This is a genomic window from Collinsella sp. D33t1_170424_A12, from assembly GCF_015554865.1.
GTDB lineage: Bacteria > Actinomycetota > Coriobacteriia > Coriobacteriales > Coriobacteriaceae > Collinsella.
This window is the reverse complement of the sequence record NZ_JADNJJ010000038.1, coordinates 1-18,036: the sequence shown is the minus strand read 5'-3', so window position 1 is coordinate 18,036 and position 18,036 is coordinate 1. Positions and strand designations below refer to the sequence as shown.

Sequence of the window (18,036 nt, the reverse complement as noted above, 5' to 3'; positions counted from 1 at the left end):
TAGGGCAGCTCGACCGTGTAGGCGTTCACGCCGTGGAGCATGGCGTACTGCGGGGTGTAGCTCGAGGACATGTCGTCGAACGGACTCCAATTGAGGGTGCCGTCCTCATCACGGGCCAGGTAGTCGCGCAGGGGGATCTGGACGGCGTTGATGGTCTCGTTGTTGGAGATGGAGGCCGCGGCGAACGCCTCGCCCTGTCCCATGGCGGTATCGATGAACAGGTCGTACTCGTTGTTGGGGTCGTGCGTGGGCGAGCAGGGCTCGACCTGGTACTGGGTGTAGTACCCGTGGATCTCATGCAGGGAGATGGGGTTCCACTTGGCGATCATGGCGGTCATGGCCTGGGTCTCGGGCTGCGTCTGGTAGGTGTTATCGCGGTTGAGGTCGAAGCCGTTGCCGCCGGTGCGCATGGTGATGGCGCGACCATCGGGGTTCTCGGTGGGCACCAGGATGAAGAACATGTCGTCGAGCGCCTTCTCGACGTCGAAGGTGCGATCCTCGAGGTTGTAGTAGCTCTGGAACTCATCGTCGGTCATATCGACGGTATGGTGCGGGTTCTCCTCGGTGTCCGTGGGGTTCTTGGCGCCGTTGCCCTGGATATAGCCCACGCCGGTCGCCTGGTCCTTGATGATCTCGGACCACACGGTGCCGTCCTGCTCCATCTCGCTCGAAAGCGTCGCCTTGCCGTGATCGGTCAGGCTCGCCACGGTACGGTAATCGACCGGTTTGTTGGCGGCGAGCAGGCGCAGGAACTCCATCACGCTGTCGGTACCGATGATCTCGTCGGAATGGATGTTGCTGTATACGACGGGCACCTTGTACTCGAGCTCGCCCGCCTCGACCTGCTTCTGCAGCTCCTCGGGAGCGGCTTCCATCTTGTCGGTCATCTCGAGGTAGGTATCCAGGTCGGCCTCGGACTTCGCGACGAAGACCGCGTTGATATCGCGGCCCTGGGCGGACTCGCCGATCTTCTCGACCTTTGCGAACAGCCCGTTCTCGTTTGCCTGCTTCACCAGCTCGGGAAGTTCGGCGTCGACCTCCTCCTGCGTGCGGAAGGTGTCATAGGGACGGAAGTCGACCTCGGCCGTACCGGCTTCCTTGCCATCGATCGTGCACGACAGCTCATAGGTGCCGGTGTAGTCCAGCAGCGAGTCGTTCATGAGGTCGCCCTCGCGGCCATCGAAGCCGTCATAGCCGTAGAACATGCCGGAATCGAAGGTGAGCTTGAGCGCCGTCTTGCCATCGACCTCGGTGGGCTCGTTCTTGATGTTGGTGAAGAACTCGGTCGAAGGCTGGATCTCGGTCGCGACCGTCTTCCACTCGGACAGCGCGCCGCCCTTGTACTGGTACGGGAACTGCTCGGTGTCGCGCGGCAGCTCCTCGCGCTGCAGCGTCCATTCGACCTTGCCCGCGTCGATAAGGGCCGCCAGGTCGTCGGCCGACTTGCCCGAGACGGGCACCGTCGCCTCGAACGAACGCGCCTCGAGCATCGTGATGTTGTCGGGTGCGGACTCGTCCACGCCCTCGGTTACGTTTTGGAAGGTGACGGCCGGAACCGATCCGCCCGCGCATCCCCCCAGGGTCAAGGCGAGCGCCAACCCCGCCGTCGTCGCGAGAACGGTATGCTTCCTATTCATCTCGCAAACTCCTTTCCTACATGCCATTCCATCCAGCGAGTACATCCAAAACTGCGCATTCCCCCTTTTTCATGAAGCGCCGCACGCGATAACGGCCAAAATCGGCACAAAAAAATGAGCCGGGCGACAGTTCACCGGTCCATCGACCCGATCGGGTCCGCCCGCGTGCGAGCGCAAATTGTTCGGTACCGCCATCATGTCGTTCCCCACGCGCGACGTCGTGTGCCGTTCGCCGAACGACACGCTGGCATCGGCGAACGGAAAAGGCGCTTGAAATGCTATTTTTCCTATTTCAGAGGGGGGGTTGAACCACCCTGCCCACCAGATCACTCAGATTAGGGACAGGCACTTTTCTGAGAGGCGAGGGTGGCGCCAGCGAGCAAAAACCTCAGATTAGGGACAGGCACTTTTCTGAGAGGTGGACCGGGGGTTGTGGATGAAAAGGCGGCCGCGCCCGCGCGCACGATAACGTGCTAATGTGGGAAGCCTGTCCAGAGTTGCACGAACTCGGAACGCACATCCACACGCGACATGGAACAGGAGCTGCAATGCCACGAGCGCCGCGACAACGATCGGAAACCGGCTATTACCACGTGACCCTGAGGGGTAACGGAAAGCAGAACTTGTTCGAGACCGATACGGACCGGACGGCGTTGTTGGATGCCGTCCGGTCTTCTTTTACATGCCGCGAGATCTCGCTTATCGCGTGGTGCCTGATGAGCAACCACATACATCTCGTCATCGACGACCCCCACGACCATATAAGCGAAGCACTTCACCGGGTGACGACGACATATGCGGCGTACCTCAACCACGAGACCGGCCACACGGGGCACGTGTTCGAAGGGCGTTACCGAAGCGTTCCCATCCGCGATGACAAGCAGCTGCTTGCCGCGGTGCGCTACGTTCATGATAATCCGCTCCGAGGCATGGGCGTCTCCCCCGGCCGCTACCCTTGGTGCAGCTATTCGGAATACGCTTCCGGCGCGTCGACGTATGCCGACATCGGCAGCCTGCTCGACATGCTTGGAGGCGTGCAGGGGTTCACAGCAATTTCATTGCACGAGGATCCGGAACCGTACCGCCCCGCCTTTCGAAAATACGCCGAAGCCGACGAGCGCGAGCAGGTGGCGCGCAGCGTCTTCAACGCATTCGGATGTACAGCCACGAGCATAAAGGAGCTGCCGAAGGAAACGAGAGACCGCGTCCTTAGCGCCCTGTGCGACGGCGGCATTTCGATCGCCCACGTTCAGCGACTCACCGGCATCGGGGAATGGACGATCCGCAAGGCCGTCGGCCGAATCGCGCGACGCTCAAGCAACCGCACCTCCCAATAGGCCTCTCAGATTAGTGCCTGTCCCTAATCTGAGAGAGCGCGCCACCTCTCAGATTGGTGCCTGTCCCTAATCTGAGAGGGGTTAGGGGCGGACTTGGCCGGTGCCGCGGATGACGTACTTGTAGCTGGTAAGGGCCTCGGCGGCGAAGGGGCCGCGGGCGTGGAGCTTCTGGGTGGAGATGCCGATCTCGGCGCCCAGACCGAACTCGGCGCCATCGGTGAAGCGGGTGCTCGCGTTGGCATAGACCGAGCTGGCGTCGACCTCGTGCAGGAAACGCTCGATGGCGGCCTTGTTCTTGGCCACGATGGCCTCGGAATGCCCGGTGCCGTAGCGGGCGATGTGCTCGAGCGCCTCGTCCTCGCCGCTCACGCACTTCACCGCGAGCTCCATGGCGAGGTACTCGCGAGCCCAGTCCTCATCGGTCGCATCGACGAAGTTGACGATGTCCGCCAAATCGCGCGTGCGCTCGTCGCCATGGACCAGAACGCCCGCGGCATCGAGCTCCGACAGCATCTCGGGCAGGAACTCGTCGGCGATCGCCTCGTCGACCAGCAGCGTCTCGGCGGCGTTGCACACGCCCACGCGCTGCGTCTTGGCGTTCATCACGATGGCGCGCGCCTTGGTGAAATCGGCGGATTCATGCACGTAGATATGGCAGTTGCCAGTGCCCGTCTCGATGACGGGGACCTTCGCGTTCTCGACGCAGTGGCGGATGAGCCCGGCGCCACCGCGCGGGATGAGCACGTCGACCACGCCGCGCAGGCTCATCAGCACGTCGGCGGCCGCACGGTCGGTCGTCTCGACGATGCTCACGCAGTCGCGCGAGAACCCGCAGGCCTCGACGGCGTCGGCGAGCACGTGCGCGATGGCGACGCAGGAGTTCTGCGCCAGCGAGCCACCGCGCAGCACGCATGCGTTGCCCGTGCGGATGCAGATGCCCGCGGCGTCCGCCGTCACATTGGGGCGAGCCTCGTACACCATGGCAACCAGGCCCAGCGGCACGCTCACCTTCTGCAGCTTGAGGCCGCAGTCAATCGTGCGGCGCTCGATCACGCGGCCCACCGGATCGGGCAGGTCGGCCAGAGCGTCCAGGCCCTCGGCCATAGCCTCGATCCGCAGCGGCGTTAGCAGCAGGCGGTCCAGCAGGCCGTCGGCGGTACCCGCCTCGACAGCCGCCGTCATGTCCTGCTCGTTCGCGCGGATGATAGCGTCGGCATGCTCGCGCAGACCGGCCGCCATCGCCCGAACAGCAGCCTGGCGCTCCTCGTTCGATGCGAAGCCAAGCTCCTTGGAGGCAGCCTTAGCCGCGCTCGCGAGCGTCTCTACATATGCAGCGATGTTATCCGCCATACCCTGGCTCCTCTCGCAGAAAATACTGTCAACATGGTACTCGAATCGCGCGCGAGAACACAGGCGCTTCGACCAGCTCGCGCGATCGACCCCGAATCTCTATGCACGCCGCCGCGCAGCCCGCACATGGGAATCGCGGCGGACGGGCCTTAAGCGAACACGATCAGCTCGTCGCGATGAATGGCGGGCTTACCGGCCAGCGCGGCGAGCAGGTGGTTGCGCGCGATATCGTCCTGACGACGGCCGCACGCGAGCTCCAGCTCGTCGGACCCCGCGGCCGCGCGCCCGCGGGCGATCACGAAACCGTCGGCGTCGCGCACGTCGAGCACGTCGCCCGCAGCAAACGTGCCCTGCACGCTGCGAATGCCAACCGGAAGCAGGGAGCTTCCGCACTCCACCACCGCGCGCGCGGCCCCTTCGTCAACCACCACGCTGCCGTGGGCGGAATCGCCCAGCGCGATCCAGAGCTTGCGCGGGGCGATATCCAGTCGATCGGCGGGCGGCGCGAACAGCGTGCCAACCGACTCGCCCGCCGCCAGGCGCACCAGCGCGTCGCACTCCTCGCCGCTGCAGATAACGCTCGCGATGCCCGCCGTCATGAGGATGCGGCTCGCGCGGATCTTCGTGATCATGCCGCCCGTGCCCACCGACGTGGTGGAATCGCCCGCGGAGCCGATGATGGCCGCATCGATCTTGGTCACGCGGGGGATGAACGTCGCCGTGGGATCGAGCGAGGGGTTCGCCGTGTACAGCCCGTCGATATCGGAGAGCGTGACGCACAGGTCGGCCGAGACCAGGCAGCTCACCAACGCCGCAAGCGTATCGTTATCGCCGAACTTGATCTCGTCGACCGTGGTCGTGTCGTTCTCGTTGACCACGGGCACCACGCCCAGGTCCACCAGGCGCGTGAGGGCGTCGCGCGCATGAAGGTACGACGTGCGCCGCGCGGTATCGTGGCGCGTGAGCAGGACCAGCGAGGTGAGCAGCTCCTGCGCGCGGAACTCCTCGTCGTAGACGGCCGAAAGGATGCACTGCCCCACCGATGCGCAGGCCTGGAGGCTCGGCATATCGGCCGGCCTCGACGCGAAACCGAGCTTGGGCGCGCCGCACGCGATGGCACCGGAGCTCACTACCACGAGATTCCATCCCATATCGCGCAGGGCGCGCGCCTGCCGCGCCAGGTCGGCGATGAAATCACGGCGGATACGGCGGTCGTCCCCCACCAGCGTGGAGGAACCGATCTTGACCACCATGGTCTTGCGCTGCGCCGTCATGGGACACCTCCGTAATACGAGGGCGCGCCGCCGCGGAGATGCGGCGGCGCGCCGGGTTTGATTCGTCTGCCCATCATAGCGCAGAGCGTGCGAACACGCAGTGGAGCGATGCTAGAACTTGGTCGTCTTCCACGGCAGGGAACCGGACGCCTCGGCCATGCGCTCGCGCACGAGCTCGTCGCGGACGAGCGCGAGGCCCGACTCCATGCCGACCACGTACGACTGCGGGTACAAAAAGCGCTTATACGCGGGGTCGAGGCTCGCCAGCGCCTTCGAGCAGCGGTCGCGGGCGAGCGCCAGGTCCTCGCGCGGGGCCACGGCCCGGCCGTCGCGCACGCATGGCTGCAGCAGCTCGCGGTACGCATAGCCCGATACATCGGTTACGAGCGCCGCGTCGTTGACCGCGACGAGCGTCGAGCCGCGCGAAGCCCCCTCGCCTGCAAGGTACGCCTCGTCGTAGATCATGTCGCACACCGGGGTCCCCGAGCCGTCCTCGTAGCGGCGCACCTGCTGGATACCGGGGATGGTGCGCTTATACGGCTGCTCGGAGAGCTTGACCACGGGCGTCCACGCCGCCTCGCCGGCGCGACGGCGCGCCGTGAGCTTGTAGACGCCGCCCAGGGCGGGCTGGTCGTAGCAGGTGGCGAGCTTGGTGCCCACGCCGAACGAGTCGATGGGCGCGCCCTGGTCGAGCAGCGACTGGATCGTGTACTCGTCCAGGTCGTTGGAGACCGATATCTTGACGTAGCCCAGGCCCTCCTCGTCGAAACGCGAGCGGACGTAGCCCGACAGCTTGGCCAGATCGCCCGAATCGATGCGGATGGCCGACAGGCGCTCGCCGCGCGCCTCCATCTCCTTGGCGACCACGATGGCGTTCTCCACGCCCTCGCGCACATCATAGGTATCGATGAGCAGCGTGCAGTTGTTGGGCATGGACCGCGCGAAGGCGCGGAACGCCTCGAGCTCGGAATCGAAGCTCATCACCCAGCTATGGGCATGCGTGCCGAACACCGGGATGCCGTAGCGCCGGCCCGCCAGCACGTTGGAGGTCGAGGCGCATCCCGCCACGTAGCTCGCGCGCGCCACCGCCAGGCCGCCGTCGGGACCCTGGGCGCGACGCAAGCCGAACTCCGCAACCGGGCGCCCCTTCGCCGCCTGCACCACGCGCGCGGTCTTGGTCGCCACCAGCGTCTGGAAGTTGATGGTGTTGAGCAGCGCGGTCTCGACGAGCTGGCACTCCAGCGCCGAGCCCGTCACGCGCACCATGGGCTCGCGCGGGAACACCAGCTCGCCCTCGGGCACCGCGTCGATATCCACATGCATGCGGAAATCCCGTAGGTACTCGAGGAACGCGGGGTTGAACAGCGCGCCGCCGCCCGGGGCCGTGAGCCCGGCGAGATACGCGATGTCCTCTGCGGTGAAGCGCAGGTTCTCGACGAGCTCGGGCAGCTCGGCGGTGCCGCACATAACGGCGAACGCGCTTCCAAACGGATGATCGCGGTAGAAGGCCGTGAAGCAGCCCTCCTCATCGAGCTTGCCGTTTTCCCACAGGCCCTGCGCCATCGTGAGCTCGTATAGATCGGTGAGCATGGCGACGTCCGTGGTGTACGCGGTGTCGGTGAGCGCCATCTCTTCTCCTCCCGTCGTGTACGGGGCCGCGCGGACGAGTGCCGCCGGCTCCCGAAGCATTTCAATATAGAAAAGCCGCCGGCACCGAAGCGCCGGCGGCCGTATAACCTGCTGCTAGCCCAGATTGCCCTGCACGAGCCACCACATGCCGGCGACCAGCGCCACCAAGGCGACCACGATGATGATCTTCTGCGCGGGCGGCATGGGCGGGATGCCGTCGTCGTCCACCTCGTCTTTGGTCATGACCATCTTCTGGCCGAAGGTGAGGTTCTCCGGATTGACCGCGGGCGGCTCGTCGGCAACGCGACGCGCACGCGCAGGGCCCGGGGCCGGCTGCGGCGCCTCGGCGGCGGCACGTTCGGCACGGAGCTGCTCGAGCTCGGCGCGCTCGCGGCGGGCGCGCTCCTCGGCCTCGCGGCGGGCCTTTTCGGCACGGAGCTCCTCGAGCTCGGCGCGCTCTTCGGCGGTGAGCGGCGTATCCTGCTGATCGGTCATATGCCGACCTCCTTATGTAGGGCAGCGACATGGTGCGTCGCCGTGCATGCGAAAAACTTGGAAGAAAGTATACCCGTTTCGAGCGGTTCCGCCGCCGAGGGCCGAGCGCCGCCGCGACGATGCCGCGCGCCGGCGACGCGACGGCGCCCATAGACCTCGTTGCTAGCCAACGGGAGCCGAATCACCCGGTGCGGAGCCATCCCCGCAACAGGCGGCAGAGCGCAACACGCCCGTGGTATCGAACGGGGGCGTGAAGCTCTCGTCGACCGCTCCCCCTTCTTGCCAGAACATAGTGGTGAAACCGAGCTCGTCCGCGTGATCGAGGACGAGCTCGTATTCCTCCTCGGTCACGGCGCGCGCCAGCTCGCCGCCTGCCGCCCGAACGCGCTCGTTGGGCGTGTACTGGTTCATCACCGAGATGGGCACGTCGCCGACCGTCTTCCAGATCAGGTCGAGCACGGCGCACGAATCGTCCGCATGGCCGGGAAGCACCAGATGGCGCACGATGATGCCGCGCTTCATCAGGGCCCCGTCCGCATCCCAGAGCTCGCCGCCGCGATCGGCCACCTGCTTCGCCATGGCTTCCAGTGCTCGCTGGGCGACAAGCGGGTAATCGGCCACGTGCGACAACCGTCGCGCCAGGGCGGCGTCGGCGTATTTGAAATCGGTGAGCCAGACATCCACCGTATCGGCCAAGGCGTGCACGGCCTCCACGCGCTCGTAGCCGCTGGTGTTGTAGACGATGGGCAGCGCCATGCCCCGTTGGCGGGCGCGGGCCACGGCACCGGGCACCAGGTAGGCGAAATGCGTCGCCGTTACCAGGTTGATGTTGTTGGCCCCCTGCTCTTGGAGCTCGAGCATGATCTGGACCAGACGATCCTCGGAGACCTCAAGGCCGAAGTTCCCCGTCGAGATCTCGTGGTTCTGGCAATAGACGCACTTGAGCGGGCATCCGCTAAAGAAGATGGTGCCGGAACCAGCCTCCCCGGAGATAGGCGGCTCCTCCCACATATGCAAGGCCGCCCGGGCGATCTTGAGCTCCGCACCGGCACCGCAGATTCCGCGGGCACCCTGGGCGCGGGCGGTACCGCAGCGGCGCGGACAGAGCGCGCAGCGCTCGAGGGCAGAGGGCTGGAGAAGATCGGGCGCGGGCATGCAGGGCCCCTTTCCATAGTAGAGGCGCGCGACCGGCCTCGAAGCCGAACGCGCGCCAACGTGCATCGTTCCTATTGTAGCGCCGACCGCGACCGCGCACGCACGCGGGCACGGGACATCAAACCTAGTTCGACTCGCCGGCGCAGGCGGCATCGCGAACCTTGAAGAGCACCATGACCAGGCTGACGCCCAAGATGATGTGGCCCAGGCCGGCGATGCCGGAGATGGCGGCATCGGCGCCCGAGGAGAGCTGCACGGCCAGAACCTGCGTCACACCGCGGACAAGCATCATCGCGACGCTGAGGTTGAGTCCGATCTGATACGGCACCAACAGGCGGCCGAGCTTCCGCGATACCTGGAAATTCTTCTCCAACATCATAAGCACCACGAAGAACAAAGCACCCAGCACGAGGTAGTGCGGGTGGACGAATCCCAGCGACGTGGCGCCCTCGAAACCGTTGAACTTGGTGAATTCGCGATAGAACACACCGCCCGCCAACGCGAGGACGGCATAGACGATGGAGAGGTTCGCAAATTTTTTCATGATGCCTCCAATGGTGGAACAACAGGTTAGAGGCACTATACCCAACTTATGAACAACGTTCACTGAGAATGAACAGAGTTCATATATTTTGTGCCACCGGAAAGGCAGCACATCAAAACAACCAGGAATCGCCTGTTGGATATTGGTTAGAAAGGGGATCTCGCGACGTCGATTCGCGCGTGTACCGCTAATCATCCTGCACTGATTTTTTCAAGTCAAGACTGGTATTGCGAACGGCGCGCTCTAAGATAAAGGTATTCCGCCCCCCGCGGAGCAACTGGGTGAACCGTCGCGTTTTTCTAGGGAGCCCACACAGTCGTTTCTGCTACAGGTATCCTTCGTTGTTAAGGACGCTGGAAAGGACGATGAGGGCACCCACCTGGTAGTAGGTGGGTTCATTTCGCAACGTGGGGGACGGTTTTTTCATGCCGCGACGCACCGGTCCTCGCGGCGCGCAACGCTTTCGCAACCGAATATCCGCCAAGCCGCCCGCATGCGCGCATGCGACCGCCGCCCGCGGCAGGGGCAACCATCCGCGCATCGCCTTCACACGGAGATACATGGGGACGGCATCTGGATCCGTGCGCCGGGGCGGGATGCCAAACAAAAAGGGCCGCCCGAAGGCGACCCTTGAACGATCCTGTGGTGGAGACGAAGGGAATCGAACCCTCGGCCTCTGCCATGCGACGGCAGCGCTCTCCCAGCTGAGCTACGTCCCCAGGACAGAATTTAATTGTATTCATCGCCCGGCGCGTGTCAATGGGAAATGCCGAATTTAATACGAAGGCGTCCATCGTGCGCCCGCGCCAGCGGCGACCGTGCCGCGAACGCGCACCCGACCAGAGCTATTCTGCTATGACCGTGATTATAGGAAGCGCGGAGCGCACGCTGCCCAACTTCGGTATCATAGGTCCATTATTGGCTTTTCTACTGATAGTGGGATCTTCCGTGACGCTTGCCCTTCCCTACATATGCCTGGCAGCCGCCGCGCTCATGACAACGCTGGCCCTCACGCCGCTTGCCAAGAAGATCGCCGTGCGCCTGGGCGCCGTTGACTATCCGTCCAAGCGCCGCATCAACACGAAGCCCACTCCGCGTCTAGGGGGCCTGGCCATCTTCGCCGGACTCTTCGTGGCATGCGCGCTGCAGATATTCGGCACCCTCAACTGGGGATGGCCCTCGGCGCTCATCCCGCATCCCAGCATGGAGATCAACTACCCGTTGCTCGGCCTCGCCTTCCTCGTCGTCTTCGCCACGGGTGCCGCAGACGATATCTTCCAGCTCACGCCCAAAGCGAAGCTCGCGGGCCAGGTCATCGCCGCCGTGATCGCCGCGACGAGCGGCCTGCTCATCAACGTGGTGGTCAACCCGTTCGCGTCGGGCGGCGAGGTATCGCTCGGCCTGCTCGCCTACCCCATCACCATCGTGTACCTGGTCGCTTACACCAACATCATCAACCTCATCGACGGGCTCGACGGGCTGGCATGCGGCATCAGCGCCATCGCGGCGTGCTCGATGTTCTCGTTCGCCATCCTGGGCGGCCGCGCGGATGCCGCCGCGCTATCCATCGCCCTCGTTGGCGCCTGCCTTGGCTTCTTGCGCTATAACTTCCATCCCGCCAGCATCTTCATGGGCGACTCGGGCTCGCTGCTGCTCGGTTTCGCCCTGGGGTCCATCTCCCTGCTCAACGTTACGCGCACGGCCGCCCTCACCACGCTCATCATCCCGCTGCTGGTGGCCGGCGTCCCCATCATCGATACGTTCTCGGCCATCATCCGCCGCATGCGCGCGCACGTCAGCATCGGCCAGGCGGACAAGGGCCACATCCACCATCGCCTCATCGAAGAGGGCTACGACCAGCGCCAGGCAGTCATCCTCATCTACCTCTGGTGCATCTTGCTCAACCTGGGCGCCGCAGCGATCAACCAGGTCGAGGTCCAGTGGCGCATCGTGATCTTCATCGCGCTGCTCGCGCTGTCAGCCGGCTTCGCCATGCGGCTCCATCTGTTCGAGCCCGTCCTGCGCCACCACTACAACCCCAAGACGCAACAGGACGAGATCGTCACCCCCGAAGACCCGGGCTTCGCCGACGAGGTCGAGGCGGAACGCGAGCAGCACGAGAAAATCCGCTCGAAGCTCGACATCAGGAACCGTAAGCAACCTCGCAACTAGCATACGGTCCCACCTCTCAACGAATCGAACATCCCTGCGACCAAAGGAGTCATCATGCCCAACGAGCTCAGCTACGAAGTCAGCCTGGAGCGCAGCAACCAGATCCGCGCCGACCTGCCCCTGCACCCCGAGAAATACACCATGCTCACCGGCGACCGCCCCACCGGCCGCCTGCACCTGGGCCACTACTTCGGCACCCTCAAGAGCCGCGTCGAACTGCAGGAGCTGGGCGTGCACACCAACGTCCTCATCGCCGACTACCAGGTCATCACCGACCGCGACAGCACGGACAACATCCAGGACAACGTCTACAACATGGTCATCGACTACCTTGCCTGCGGCCTGGACCCCGATAAGACCATGATCTACACGCACTCCGCGGTCCCCGCGTGCAACCAGCTCATGCTGCCCTTCCTCTCCCTCGTCTCCGAGGCGCTGCTGCAGCGCAACCCCACCGTCAAGGCCGAGATGGAGGCTTCCGGCCACGAGCTCACGGGCCTGCTGCTCACCTACCCCGTCCACCAGGCGTGCGACATCCTCTTCTGCAAGGGCAACGTTGTTCCCGTCGGCCGCGACCAGCTGCCGCATATCGAGCTCACCCGCACCATCGCGCGCAAGTTCAACAACCGCTACGGCGACGTGTTCCCCGAGGTCGACGCACTGCTGTCCGACACGCCGCTGCTGCCCGGACTGGACGGCCGCAAGATGAGCAAGTCCTACGGCAACGCCATCAACATCTCGATGACCGCCGAGGAGACCGCCAAGCGCATCAAGAAGAGCCAGACCGATGGCGAGCGCATGATCACCTTCGATCCCGAGGCGCGTCCCGGCGTGTCCGGCCTGCTTTCCACCGCCGCGATCTGCACGGGTCGCTCCGAGGTCGAGATCGCCGAGGAGATCGGCATGGGCGGCTCCGGCCAGCTGAAGAAGTACGTCACCGAGAGCGTGAACGAGTACTTCGCCCCCATCCGCGCCCGCCGCGAGGAGCTCGTCCAGGATATGGACTACGTCAAGGACGTCCTGCGCGAGGGCAACCGCCGTGCCAACGAGGTGGCCGAGGCCACGCTCGCCGAGGTGCGCGAGGCGATGGGCATGGTCTACTAGGCCCGCTGGGATACTCGCCCATGGCGTCCTTCCCCGATTACGGGTACCGGACGCCGACAGCCCCTACGGATTTAGACGGGAGCGCGCATGCCGGGCTCCCGTTTCTTCTATCAAGCGAGAGGAGCACGATGTACAAACTCGTGGTAAGCGATATGGACGAGACGTTTCTCGATGAGAACCACCGGATTCCCGCCGCGAATATACGCGCGCTGGAACGCATGCACGACCTGGGCATACGCTTCGCCCCGTCCTCGGGACGCCCGTACGCCTCGATAGCGGAAAACCTCGCCGAGCTGCCGGAGCATCTCCTGCGCGACCTGTATGTGGTCTCCTACAACGGCGGCTTCATCAACCGCTACGGCGTCGACGAGCCCCTCACCCGATGCGGCATCTCCCTCGATACCGCCAACGAGCTCTATCGCCTGGGCCTCGAGCGCAACCTGTGCGTGCATGTTTACGCCGAGTCCGGGACCGTCTACGTGTGCGATGCGCCCGCCGACGAGCATCGCTATCTCTCGAGCCTGTCCTTTGTGAGCTTCTTCGATGCCAAGGAGCACGACACGCTCGCGTTCCTCTCGCATGAGCGGCTCGTCAAGGTCATATTCATGGACGGCGATTTTCCTGCGCTCCAACGCGTTGGCAGCGAGCTGGGCGGACGCGCCGCAGCGCTCGGGCTCGCGACCACCTATTCCTCCGGACGCTATCTCGAGTTCATGCCCGCCGGCATCGACAAGGGCGAGGGGCTGCGGCGCCTGTCCGCGCTCCTTGGTATCCCGCTCGAACAGTGCGTGGGCGTTGGCGACTCGGCCAACGACCTTGAGATGATCGCGACGGCAGGGCTCGGCGTAGGCGTGGCGAACGTCACCGACGACGTCCGCCCCTACTGCGACGTCGTGCTCGACACCACGGGTATGGCAGGGGCCTTCGAAGAGCTGGTCGAACGCTATCTCGAGCCTGCGATGTACCAGCGATGAGCAGGGTGCAGGCACCACCGGCGTGTCAAGGGCCCTTACGTCGTGCTGCGATTAGTAAGCCGTGGGTAACTTGTGGAGACGTTATGTGCTCGAGATTCATAGTTACCTTTGGCTAACTGTTACGTATAGTAAGAGACGAACAAAGTGGTCGCAGGCGAATTAATAAAGACCAATTTGTTTTGCGAATCGCGTCCCTCCCCTCTGCGCGGTTCCAACGTGTACCTCAGTGCAGGCCCGTCGCAGCTCATGGCGACGGGCCTGCACTGCGTTGATACGATGGGACGTACCGACATGCATCCCAGCCGATTCGAAGGGAGCTCCATGGCACGAACCCGCACCACCGATAGCGCCCGCGACGGCTTCTTTGCCGCCGTGTACGACATGGTCAAGCAGGTCCCCCGCGGTACGGTAGCGACATACGGACAGATAGCCACCCTCATCGGCGCCCCACGGCGGGCACGCTACGTGGGCTACGCGCTCCATGTCAACCCGGATCCCGGGCCCATCCCCTGCCATCGCATCGTCTTCGCCGACGGACGCCTGGCAGACGGCTTCGCCTTCGGCGGACCCGAGGCCCAGCGAGCGATGCTCGAAGCCGAGGGGGTAGCATTCCTGCCCGATGGACGCGTGGACCTTGCCGTCAGCCGTTGGACCGCCGGCATCGAATAGCACCGCACGCCACTGGACCGGCTCGTAGAAATCGCGCAGACCGCGTCGACGGGACGGGTGAAAGGTAGCGAAACGGGCGCCGATCAGCAGACCGACGCCCGTTCATGCGCAATAGCGCCGACTTTACACATCAAAGTTCAGATATCGTTTGTACACCATCGTTGCCGCAATTCCATGACCAGGGCTTTCCCGGTCTCCCAAGGAGCGCCTACTCGCGAATTTGGCAAATCGATGGGAAAAGTCGACAGAATTGCACAAATAGACCGGCTCGAGCGCTCCCAAAGGCCCGGGCCGGTCGATTAAAACCCCTTCGTCGCGCTCGCGCGAGCTACTCGGCGAACTGGGAATTGTACAGGTCCGCGTAGAACCCGCCTGCCGCCAGCAGCTCCTCATGCGTGCCGCTCTCGATGATGTCGCCTTCCTTCATCACCAAGATGAGGTCGGCATTCTTGATCGTTGAGAGACGGTGCGCGATCACGAAACTCGTGCGGCCGCTCATGAGCTCGTCCATCGCCTGCTGAATCTTGAGCTCGGTGCGCGTATCGACGTTGGAGGTCGCCTCGTCGAGGATGAGCATGGGCTTGTCGGCGATCATCGCGCGGGCGATGGTCATCTGCTGCTTCTGACCCTGGGAGAGGTTGACCTGGTCGTTCAGCACCGTGTCGTAACCCTGGGGCAGCGAGCGGATGAAGTGGTCGAGGCCGACGGAACGGCATGCGCGCTGCATCTTCTCATCCGTCACGCCTTCGTCGCAGTACACGAGATTCTCGCGCACCGTGCCCTCGAACAGCCAGGTATCCTGCAACACCATGCAGAACAACGCGTGGACGTCCTCGCGACGCATCTCGCTGGTCGGCACGCCGTCGATGCGAATCTGTCCGCCATCGATCTCGAAGAAGCGCATGAGGAGGTTGACCATGGTGGTCTTACCGGCACCCGTGGGACCCACGATGGCGACCTTCTGGCCGGGCAGGGCGCGCGCCGAGAAATCCTTGATGACCGGCTTATCGGAGCCGGGGTACGTGAAGCGCACATGGTCGAACTCGACCTCGCCGCGCATGGACCCGGCCGCCAACGCCGGCTTCGCCGACTCGTCGGCCATCTCGGGAGCCTCCAGGAACTCGAAGACGCGCGTGCCCGCCGCGCCGGCAGACTGGAGCGCCTGCACGCCCTGGGCGATCTGCGACAGGGGCTGGGTGAAGTAGCGCACGTAGAGCATGAACGCCACGATCACGCCGAAGCCGATCTGGCCGTCCAGCGCCAGCGCGCCGCCCACCACGCATACCGCCACGTAGCCGAAGTTGCCGATGAACATCATGATGGGCATCATGAGGCCCGAGAGGCACTGGGCGCGGAAGCCCGCGTCGACCAGCTCGCCGTTCATGCGGTCGAACTCGGCGCGGACGCGGTCCTCGGCGTTGTACGCCGCGATGACCGAGTGGCCGGTGTAGGACTCCTCGATATGGCCGGACAGCGCGCCGAGGGCCGACTGCTGGCGCAAGAAGTACTTCTGGCTGCGACCCATGATGCCCATCATAAGCGCGAAGCCCAGCAAGCTCGCGCCCACGGCGGCCAGGGTCATCCAGCCGTTGGTGGTGACCATCATGAACAGGCTGCCCGCGAACAGAACCACCGCGGACAGCAGCGTGCCGACGCTTTGGTTGAGCGACTGGCCGAGCATGTCCACGTCGTTGGTGATGCGCGAGAGGATATCGCCCTTGGGCACCGTGTTGAAGTAGGACATGGGCAGGCGGTTGATCTTGGCCGAGATATCGGCGCGCATGCTCTGGCCGATGCGCTGCGTGACCGTCGTCATGATCCAGCCCTGCAGCACGGTGAGCAGGTAGCTCGCCACATAGAAGCTCACCAGGGTGAGCGCGACCCGGCATACGAAACCCATGTCGATACCGGGCTCCACGAGCCCCTTTACCGATGCCGGAAGATCGTCGAGAGCCGCCATGGCGGCCTCGGTGTCGTTCATATCGAGATGCTCGAAGATATCGAGAAGCTTCTGCTGGTCCGCCGCCGTGATGACGACCCCATCCACCTCGACATCGGAGAGCAGCGCCGTGCGCGCCTCCGCGGGCATGGCGGGCAGGTCATCGAGCGAGGGTGCTGCCGCGCCCCCTGCATCGAGGCCGGATCCGGCCGCATCCCCGGCCGCCTCGCCCGGGACACCGGCCTGCAGCCGCGCGCGGGCACCGGCGTTTGCCTCGATGTTCTCCGTCACCGTCTGGACGACCCGCTCGAGCGCCTCGGTATCGGGCGCGATACCGTTTTGCACCGCATCCGTGATATCGGAGAGCATATTGGGGCCAAGCAGCGTAAGGACGGTGCCGACCATGGCGCACACGAGCGCCACCGCGACCGCGGGGACGTAGCGCCTGCAGTACCGCAGCAGCTTGCCCCAAGTCGCATGGTCGACGCGCTGCGGCGCGCCATCGCGGCCGCGTGCGCCGTGAGAGGCATGTCCGTGCATCATCTACATCAACTCCTCTTCGCTCAGCTGGGACAGGGCGATCTGCTGATAGGTCTCGCAATCGCGCATCAGCTCGGCATGGGTGCCCTGCCCCACCACACGGCCGTCCTCGAGCACGACGATCAGGTCGGCATCGCGGATGGTGCCGATACGCTGGGCCACGATGATGCGCGTTGTATCGGCGCATTCGCGGGCAAGGGCATCGCGCAGCACGCGGTCGGTCTTGTAATCGAGCGCGGAGAAGCTATCGTCGAAGATCAAGATCTCGGGTTTGCGCGCGATCGCGCGAGCGATCGACAGGCGCTGGCGCTGGCCGCCGGAGAGGTTCGCGCCGCCCTGAGCCACCTGGGCATGGTAGGCGCCCTCCATCTTCTTGACGAACTCCGCGGCCTGCGCGGTGTCGATGGCGTCGGCGACATCCGCCTCGCTCACGGGGCCGCGGCCGTTGTCGCCGTACGCCACGTTGGTGCTGACCGTGCCGCCGAACAGCGTTGCCTTCTGGGAGACGTAGCCGATCTTGTTGCGCAGCGCGCGAACGGAATAGTCGCGCACGTCAACGCCATCGACCAGCACCTGGCCCCAGGTGGCGTCGTAGAAGCGCGGGATGAGGTTGATGACCGTGGACTTACCCGAGCCGGTCGCACCGATAAAGGCGACGGTGTCGCCGCGATGCGCGCTGAACGAGACATGGCGCAGCATGCTTCCCTCGGCATCCGGATAGCGGAAGGTCACGTCGCGGAACTCGATCTCGCCGCGAAGATCCGCCTCGCCCTGCTCGCGGGCTCCATCCCTGATCGACGCCTCGGTATCGAGGACCTCGTTGATGCGGCCGGCTGCCACCTGGGCGCGCGGCAGGATCATGAAGATCATCACGAGCATCATGAAGGCCATGACGACCTGGATGGCGTACTGGGAGAACACCATCATGTCGGAAAACAGCGCGATCTTGCCCGCCATGGCCGAGGAATCGATGAGTGCCGCACCGATCCAGTAGATGGCCAGCGACAGCCCGCTCATCGTTGCCTGGATAGTGGGCATGAGGAACACCATGGTGCGGTAGCCCACCAGCTGGTTGTTGGTGAGCGTATCGTTGACCTGGCCGAATCGGCGCTCCTGGTAGCCCTCGGCGTTGTACGCGCGGATAACGGACAGGCCGGACAGGTTCTCGCGCGAGACGCGATTGAGGTCGTCGGTAAGGCGCTGCATGCGACGGAAGC

The 18,036-nt window shown here is 64.5% G+C and carries 14 protein-coding genes and 1 tRNA gene; 5 read left to right on the top strand and 10 right to left on the bottom strand.

Translation table 11 applies throughout. The annotated features are described in order from the left end of the window. The coding region (locus I2E26_RS01880) for a M14 family metallopeptidase (protein ID WP_229056331.1) at nucleotides 1-1,637 on the bottom strand (1,637 nt) is incomplete at its 3' end. 497 nt (nucleotides 1,638-2,134) lie between these two features. Here I2E26_RS01880 and I2E26_RS01875 point away from each other — a divergent pair. Further along, a complete protein-coding gene (locus I2E26_RS01875; RefSeq protein WP_195419395.1) occupies nucleotides 2,135-2,974 on the top strand; it encodes a transposase in 840 nt (279 codons plus the stop codon). Nucleotides 2,975-3,055: 81 nt separating this feature from the next. On the opposite strand, the gene I2E26_RS01870 is transcribed toward I2E26_RS01875, so the two are convergent. The 7 genes from I2E26_RS01870 to I2E26_RS01840 all read right to left on the bottom strand — a co-directional run bounded on the left by I2E26_RS01870 (nucleotide 3,056) and on the right by I2E26_RS01840 (nucleotide 10,140). Beyond that, on the bottom strand, nucleotides 3,056-4,324 hold the full coding sequence (locus I2E26_RS01870; RefSeq protein ID WP_195419394.1) for a glutamate-5-semialdehyde dehydrogenase: 1,269 nt from the start codon (nucleotides 4,322-4,324) through the stop codon (nucleotides 3,056-3,058). Between the two features lie 149 nt (nucleotides 4,325-4,473). Then, on the bottom strand, nucleotides 4,474-5,598 hold the full coding sequence (gene proB / locus I2E26_RS01865) for a glutamate 5-kinase (RefSeq protein WP_195419393.1): 1,125 nt from the start codon (nucleotides 5,596-5,598) through the stop codon (nucleotides 4,474-4,476). A 111-nt stretch (nucleotides 5,599-5,709) separates the two neighbouring features. Further along, nucleotides 5,710-7,227, bottom strand: coding sequence for a nicotinate phosphoribosyltransferase (locus I2E26_RS01860; RefSeq protein ID WP_195419392.1), 1,518 nt, complete (start codon nucleotides 7,225-7,227; stop codon nucleotides 5,710-5,712). A gap of 114 nt (nucleotides 7,228-7,341) precedes the next feature. Further along, nucleotides 7,342-7,722: a hypothetical protein gene (locus I2E26_RS01855; RefSeq protein ID WP_147587999.1), complete on the bottom strand. Its 381-nt coding sequence runs from the start codon at nucleotides 7,720-7,722 to the stop codon at nucleotides 7,342-7,344. 162 nt (nucleotides 7,723-7,884) lie between these two features. Beyond that, nucleotides 7,885-8,877 (bottom strand): radical SAM protein, encoded by a 993-nt coding sequence (locus tag I2E26_RS01850; protein WP_195419391.1) that lies wholly within the window; start codon nucleotides 8,875-8,877, stop codon nucleotides 7,885-7,887. A gap of 124 nt (nucleotides 8,878-9,001) precedes the next feature. Further along, nucleotides 9,002-9,421 (bottom strand): DUF2871 domain-containing protein, encoded by a 420-nt coding sequence (locus I2E26_RS01845; RefSeq protein ID WP_195419390.1) that lies wholly within the window; start codon nucleotides 9,419-9,421, stop codon nucleotides 9,002-9,004. Between the two features lie 643 nt (nucleotides 9,422-10,064). Continuing rightward, nucleotides 10,065-10,140, bottom strand: a tRNA-Ala gene (locus I2E26_RS01840). 229 nt (nucleotides 10,141-10,369) lie between these two features. On the opposite strand from I2E26_RS01840, the gene I2E26_RS01835 reads away from it, so the two are divergent. The 4 genes from I2E26_RS01835 (at nucleotide 10,370) to I2E26_RS01820 (ending at nucleotide 14,340) form a co-directional block, all read left to right on the top strand. After that, the gene (locus I2E26_RS01835) at nucleotides 10,370-11,593 is read left to right on the top strand and encodes an MraY family glycosyltransferase (protein WP_195419389.1); all 1,224 of its coding nucleotides are present in this window, start codon (nucleotides 10,370-10,372) and stop codon (nucleotides 11,591-11,593) included. Between the two features lie 54 nt (nucleotides 11,594-11,647). Next, on the top strand, nucleotides 11,648-12,697 hold the full coding sequence (trpS, locus tag I2E26_RS01830; RefSeq protein WP_147587996.1) for a tryptophan--tRNA ligase: 1,050 nt from the start codon (nucleotides 11,648-11,650) through the stop codon (nucleotides 12,695-12,697). 128 nt (nucleotides 12,698-12,825) lie between these two features. Then, nucleotides 12,826-13,671 (top strand): HAD-IIB family hydrolase, encoded by an 846-nt coding sequence (locus I2E26_RS01825; RefSeq protein WP_195419388.1) that lies wholly within the window; start codon nucleotides 12,826-12,828, stop codon nucleotides 13,669-13,671. Between the two features lie 321 nt (nucleotides 13,672-13,992). Further along, nucleotides 13,993-14,340: an MGMT family protein gene (locus I2E26_RS01820; protein ID WP_195419387.1), complete on the top strand. Its 348-nt coding sequence runs from the start codon at nucleotides 13,993-13,995 to the stop codon at nucleotides 14,338-14,340. Between the two features lie 328 nt (nucleotides 14,341-14,668). Here the strand turns inward: I2E26_RS01820 and I2E26_RS01815 are convergent, their stop codons facing one another. Then, a complete protein-coding gene (locus tag I2E26_RS01815) occupies nucleotides 14,669-16,822 on the bottom strand; it encodes an ABC transporter ATP-binding protein (RefSeq protein WP_229056330.1) in 2,154 nt (717 codons plus the stop codon). Next, on the bottom strand, nucleotides 16,823-18,036 hold a 1,214-nt coding region (locus I2E26_RS01810), incomplete at its 5' end, for an ABC transporter ATP-binding protein (RefSeq protein WP_195419386.1).

Excerpts from the sequence above, each read along its gene's own strand:
- proB (WP_195419393.1), bottom strand. The coding sequence starts at position 5,598 with ATGACGGCGCAGCGCAAGACCATGGTGGTCAAGATCGGTTCCTCCACG.
- I2E26_RS01825 (WP_195419388.1), top strand. The coding sequence starts at position 12,826 with ATGTACAAACTCGTGGTAAGCGATATGGACGAGACGTTTCTCGATGAG.
- trpS (WP_147587996.1), top strand. The coding sequence starts at position 11,648 with ATGCCCAACGAGCTCAGCTACGAAGTCAGCCTGGAGCGCAGCAACCAG.
- I2E26_RS01815 (WP_229056330.1), bottom strand. The coding sequence starts at position 16,822 with ATGATGCACGGACATGCCTCTCACGGCGCACGCGGCCGCGATGGCGCG.
- I2E26_RS01820 (WP_195419387.1), top strand. The coding sequence starts at position 13,993 with ATGGCACGAACCCGCACCACCGATAGCGCCCGCGACGGCTTCTTTGCC.
- I2E26_RS01870 (WP_195419394.1), bottom strand. The coding sequence starts at position 4,324 with ATGGCGGATAACATCGCTGCATATGTAGAGACGCTCGCGAGCGCGGCT.
- I2E26_RS01860 (WP_195419392.1), bottom strand. The coding sequence starts at position 7,227 with ATGGCGCTCACCGACACCGCGTACACCACGGACGTCGCCATGCTCACC.
- I2E26_RS01845 (WP_195419390.1), bottom strand. The coding sequence starts at position 9,421 with ATGAAAAAATTTGCGAACCTCTCCATCGTCTATGCCGTCCTCGCGTTG.
- I2E26_RS01850 (WP_195419391.1), bottom strand. The coding sequence starts at position 8,877 with ATGCCCGCGCCCGATCTTCTCCAGCCCTCTGCCCTCGAGCGCTGCGCG.
- I2E26_RS01855 (WP_147587999.1), bottom strand. The coding sequence starts at position 7,722 with ATGACCGATCAGCAGGATACGCCGCTCACCGCCGAAGAGCGCGCCGAG.